We start from the raw sequence: 4,969 nt of genomic DNA on the forward strand, positions 1-4,969 counted from the left end.
GTCCACAACAGCAAGGCCAGCAACAGCCATGCGACGGCTCCGCTTAGAGGCGGCGGAAGAGATCTCACCCAGGGCACAGGGGATAGCTTGGTAGTCCCACACTAAAGTGCGGGGCGGAGAAGCCCGCCAGCAACTTAAGTTGCTCTCCCTTCGCGCCAGCGGGCCGGAGGCCTTAGCAAGCACCTGCTACGGTGGAAAACCTGAGCAGTGCAGAGCGTGGGGGCGTTGCTTAGCAAAGTAAGCAGAACCTTAGGGCTTTACCCTAGGGAAGTGGGTAGGGGCGTCTTGACAGCGCCTTTACGAGCCTGCTTGTGGACTGCGTAAGAATCCTCCGACTTTAGTCGGGGGAGTGTCAAAACAGGGTTAGGCTTAGCCAGATAACGGCCTGCTCCTCCCCCAGAGAGGAAAGGGCTGGCAGTGAGAGATCTCCCTGGCCCACGCTGAAACTCCAATCTAGTGGGTTTTGGAAGGGGAGCGCAGGGTGTGCCAGGGTGGAGATACAGGCGATAATAGCTTCAGCAACGTGCCCTACTGGGATCCTCTGCGATGGAAGCCTTCTTTGAGTTCCTTTGGTCTGCCTCGGCCGTTTTGCTGGTGATACTGGTGTTGTTGCATAGCCCCAAAGGGGATGGGCTGGCGGGCATCGGCGGCCAAGCTCAATTGTTCTCCAGCTCCAAAAGCGCCGAGCAGAACCTCAACCGCATCACCTGGACGGTAGCCACCCTCTTCCTCTCCATCAGCGTGGTGTTGGGGGCAGGCTGGCTCTCGGCAGCCACAGGCCCCTAGGGATCCCTGTCATCGTGGCGGTCATCTACTTGCACGGATTCGGCTCTGGGCCCCAATCGGCCAAGGCTACTTTTTTCCGGCAGCGGCTGCAGCAGCTTGGGATCTCTCTGCAGGTGCCCGATCTCAACCAGGGCAACTTTGCCCAGCTTACCTTGACCCGCCAGATCCGGCAGGTTTCTGAGCAGTTGGCGCAAATGGGCCATCCTCCCGTTACCCTTATTGGTTCTAGCTTGGGGGGACTGGTGGCCGCCTGGGTGGCCGAGCAGCAACCCTGCGTGCAGCGTCTGGTGCTCTTGGCACCGGCCTTTGGCTTTCTGGGCCATTGGCTGCCGCGGCTGGGGGCGGAGGCGGTGGAAAGCTGGCAACGCACTGGGCAAATGCCGGTATTTCACTACGGAGAAGGCCGTCCACTGCTGTTGGAGTACGGCTTTGTCACCGATGCCCAACACTACCCGGATGGGGCGTTGCGCCGGCCTGTGCCCACCCTGGTTGTGCATGGGATCCGGGACGAGATCATTCCTATCCAGGCCAGCCGCGACTACGTGGCCCGTCGTCCTTGGGCGCAACTGGTATCTGTAGAGAGCGACCACGCCCTCACCGATGTGTTGGATCCCATCTGGCAGGTTACCAGCCGCTTTTGTGGCTGGGGGATGGCGACAGAGCAGCCTTGTTGCTAAGGGGATCCCTGTCCCGCGCTTGCCCAACTGTCTATGCAACCCGAAGCGCTCCGCGCCGCTGACGCGACTGCCGGCTTGCTTTTGGATATGGACGGGGTAATCGTGGATTCGGAGCCGATCCACGCCCGCGCCGGAGTCATCGCCCTGCAGCGCTGTCAGATCTCTCTGGATCTGGCTCCCATCTCCCTGCAGTTTAAGGGGCGCACCGACCAGGACATGTTCGAGTATCTCGTAGAACACCTGACGGACACCCCGCCCGTAGAACGATCCCTGCTGGTGCAGCGTTTGATCGAGGAAAAGGCCAAGGCTTTTGGAGAACTACTGGGAGAGGTGCCGCTGGTGCCAGGGGTCCTGGAGTTTTTGGCGGCTAGCCGCCGCCGCTTCTCGGCTCTCGCCCTCACCACCTCGGCCACCCGTCGGGATCAAGAGCAGATTTTCCAGCGCTTTAACCTGCACCGCTGGTTCGACGCCGTGGTTACTGCCGAAGATATTCGGCGGGCCAAGCCCGACCCCGAGCCCTATTTGAAAACGGCTGCCAAGGTGGGCTTGGATCCCAGCCGGTGTTTGGTGGTCGAAGACTCCACCCACGGGATCCGCGCCGCCAAGGGGGCCGGCTGCTTGGCAGTTGGCCTCACCACTGCTTTCACTGCCGAGGAACTGCGCCGGGCGGGGGCCGACGCCGTGGTGGACAGCTTTGCCGAGTTGGCAGCACTTCTGAGCTTGCCTGTATAGGGAGCACAGACCCATGCAGGATCCTCTCTCTCCAGCACCGGTTTTTTTACGGCAGGCCCTGGATCGCTATCCATTTGCCTCGCGGCGACGGGTGGTGATGGGCAAACGGGGAGCCGTGGCCACCAGCCAACCGCTGGCAGCAATGGCGGGTATGGAGATGTTCTGGGCCGGCGGCAATGCCGTGGATGCAGCCGTGGCGATGGCGGTGGCTTTGACGGTGGTGGAGCCGACTTCCAATGGCATTGGTGGCGATGCTTTTGCGCTGGTGTGGGAGGGAGGGGAGAAGGGCCGGCTGTACGGCTTGAATGCTTCCGGTCGCAGCCCAGCTGCCCTGACGCCGGAGCGCTGTGTCGGCCAGATTCCCGCTTACGATTGGTTGGCAGTAACGGTGCCGGGGGCTGTTTCGGCTTGGCAAGCCTTGCACCGGCGCTGGGGACGGCTGCCCTTCGAGCGCCTGTTTGGGCCCGCCCTTCGCTTGGCCTGCGAGGGGTTTCCGGTTTCTCCCCGGATTGCCCAACTGTGGCAGGCGGCGGAGGCCACCTATTTGCCGCTGCCGGATCCCCGCCACGAGGCCTTCAAAGCCGTTTTTTTCCCCCAGGGGCGTGCTCCACGGGCGGGGGAGCGCTGGAGCAGCCCTCTGCATGCACAAACCCTGGCAGAGATTGCCCATAGTGGCGGCGAGAGTTTTTACCGGGGGGAGCTGGCGGAGAAGCTGCTGGCTTTTTCGGATACCACTGGCGGTCTCCTGTCCCGCGCCGACTTGGCAGAACATCGGGCCGACTGGGTAGAACCCATCCATACCGATTACCGCGGCTACACCGTCTGGGAGATCCCCCCCAATGGCCAGGGCATTGCCGCCCTGATGGCCCTCAACCTTTTGGAGGGTTTTGAGCTGGGTCGGATCCCCTACGAGGCCGGCGAGCGCTATCACCTGCAGATTGAGGCGATGAAGCTGGCTTTTGCCGATGTGAGCCGACAGGTAGCGGATCCCGACTATCTGCGGGTGAGTCCCGCCCAAATGCTGGATAAACGTTATGCCCAGCAACGGCAGCTGTTGATCGGTTCTAGGGCCATCCCCTTGGCTCAGCCAGGGCTACCTCAGGGGGGAACGGTTTACTTGGCCACAGCTGATGGCGACCTGATGGTGTCTTTGATCCAATCCAACTTCGACGGCTTCGGCAGCGGCCTGCTGGTTCCAGGGACAGGGATTGCCCTCCACAATCGCGGCACCGGATTTACCTTGGAACCCGGTCATCCCAACCAGGTGGGCCCGCGCAAGCGCCCCTACCACACGATCATCCCCGCCTTTCTTTCCAAAGATGGGATCCCTCTCGGCCCTTTTGGCGTCATGGGAGGGACGATGCAGCCCCAAGGCCATGTGCAGGTGGTGGTGAATCTGGTGGATTACGGCCTGAACCCCCAAGCGGCTCTGGATGCGCCCCGCTGGCGAGTGCTTCTCGACCAAGGGATCCCGCAGGTGGCGCTGGAGAGCACGGCCCCCCCTCAGGTGGTGGGAGAGCTTGCTGCGCGGGGCCACGCGGTGCAGGTGGTAGCTGCAGAAGAGGACTACGGCCTTTTTGGCCGGGGACAGATCATCTTTCGCGATGGGGATCACCTGATCGGGGCTTCCGAACCCCGTGCCGATGGGTTGGCCCTGGCCTGGTAGAAGGATCAGCTCATCACCATGCCGCCGTCGATGGCGAAAACCTGCCCGGTGATGTAGGCTGCCGCCGGGTCGGCCGCCAAAAAGCGCACCAGCCCCGCCACTTCCGCTGGGGATCCCAGTCTCCCTAGAGGGATCTGGGCCAGGATGGGGCCGGGATCCAACTTCTCGGTCATCTGGGTGGTGATAAAGCCGGGGGCAACGGCGTTGACGGTGATGTTGCGGCTGGCCAGCTCGCGGGCTGCTGTCTTCGTCAGACCAATCACCCCTGCTTTGGCGGCGCTGTAGTTGGCCTGGCCGGGATTGCCTACCAGGCCCACCACCGAGGTGATGTTGATGATCCGCCCCTGCCGCTGCTTGACCATGATCTTGGCGGCTGCCTTCAGGCAGAGGAAGACCCCCGTGAGGTTGAGATCCAGCACCGCCTGCCAATCTTCCGGCTTCATGCGTAGCAGTAGGGTGTCGCGGGCCATGCCGGCATTGTTCACCAGCACGTCCACCCGCCCCCAGCGCTCCATCACCTGCTCAAAGAGTTGTTCCACCGCCGACGGCTGGGAGACATCGGCGGCCACAGCCATCCCTTCGCCCCCCAGAGCGGCGATCTCCTGCACCAACGACTCAGCCTCGGCGGCGGAGCGGGCGTAGTTGACGACCACCTTGGCGCCAATCGCCCCCAGATGCAAGGCAACGGCCCGGCCAATGCCGCGGCTGGCTCCGGTGACCACTGCCACCTGGTTGTGGAGCGAAGGCAAGGGGAGAAGTTCAGACATAGGCAGCAGCTTCCCGCTTATTTTTACCGACGCAACAGTATAGGATGCTTTGGCCTTGTCTGGGGCGGGGAGCGGGTTTCTTTGCCATCCCTCCTATGGCCATTCCAACCGCAATGAGACTGCCTGCCGCCTTGATCCCAAACTCCCCTCTCCTTTTGGGAGAGGGGCCGGGGGTGAGGGCTAGCGGCGCCGAGCGCTTGAGCAACCGACTGGGAAGACCCCCTCGCGTTAGCGGGCCGTAGGCCCCAACGGTAGGTGCTATCGCTGCTCGCGCAAGCGAACAGAGTTCCCTAGGTGGTTCAGGGAGAAACCAGTAAACTACCCGGCTCCGACCGCTAAGC

The 4,969-nt window shown here is 62.6% G+C and carries 5 protein-coding genes; 4 read left to right on the top strand and 1 reads right to left on the bottom strand.

What is annotated here, in order from left to right:
- Nucleotides 1-546 precede the first annotated feature (546 nt).
- From secG to NW852_RS11165, 4 genes are read left to right on the top strand one after another with little or no spacing between them, the layout of a single operon-like run.
- Nucleotides 547-786 carry a preprotein translocase subunit SecG gene (gene secG, locus NW852_RS11150; RefSeq protein ID WP_011431281.1) on the top strand — a complete coding sequence of 80 codons (240 nt, stop codon included), beginning with the start codon at nt 547-549 and terminating at the stop codon, nt 784-786.
- Nucleotides 787-800: 14 nt separating this feature from the next.
- Nucleotides 801-1,463: a YqiA/YcfP family alpha/beta fold hydrolase gene (locus NW852_RS11155; protein ID WP_414366649.1), complete on the top strand. Its 663-nt coding sequence runs from the start codon at nt 801-803 to the stop codon at nt 1,461-1,463.
- A 33-nt stretch (nt 1,464-1,496) separates the two neighbouring features.
- The gene (locus tag NW852_RS11160; RefSeq protein WP_414366651.1) at nt 1,497-2,195 is read left to right on the top strand and encodes an HAD family hydrolase; all 699 of its coding nucleotides are present in this window, start codon (nt 1,497-1,499) and stop codon (nt 2,193-2,195) included.
- Nucleotides 2,196-2,208: 13 nt separating this feature from the next.
- Nucleotides 2,209-3,861, top strand: coding sequence for a gamma-glutamyltransferase family protein (locus tag NW852_RS11165; RefSeq protein WP_414366652.1), 1,653 nt, complete (start codon nt 2,209-2,211; stop codon nt 3,859-3,861).
- 5 nt (nt 3,862-3,866) lie between these two features.
- On the opposite strand, the gene fabG is transcribed toward NW852_RS11165, so the two are convergent.
- Nucleotides 3,867-4,610: a 3-oxoacyl-[acyl-carrier-protein] reductase gene (fabG, locus tag NW852_RS11170; protein WP_414366653.1), complete on the bottom strand. Its 744-nt coding sequence runs from the start codon at nt 4,608-4,610 to the stop codon at nt 3,867-3,869.
- Between the last annotated feature and the right edge of the window lie 359 nt (nt 4,611-4,969).

The organism is Synechococcus sp. H60.1, from assembly GCF_047462335.1.
Lineage (GTDB): Bacteria > Cyanobacteriota > Cyanobacteriia > Thermostichales > Thermostichaceae > Thermostichus.

Bases quoted from the DNA above. Each gene is read 5' to 3' on its own strand.
- secG (WP_011431281.1), top strand. From the start codon at position 547: ATGGAAGCCTTCTTTGAGTTCCTTTGGTCTGCCTCGGCCGTTTTGCTG.
- NW852_RS11160 (WP_414366651.1), top strand. From the start codon at position 1,497: ATGCAACCCGAAGCGCTCCGCGCCGCTGACGCGACTGCCGGCTTGCTT.
- NW852_RS11165 (WP_414366652.1), top strand. From the start codon at position 2,209: ATGCAGGATCCTCTCTCTCCAGCACCGGTTTTTTTACGGCAGGCCCTG.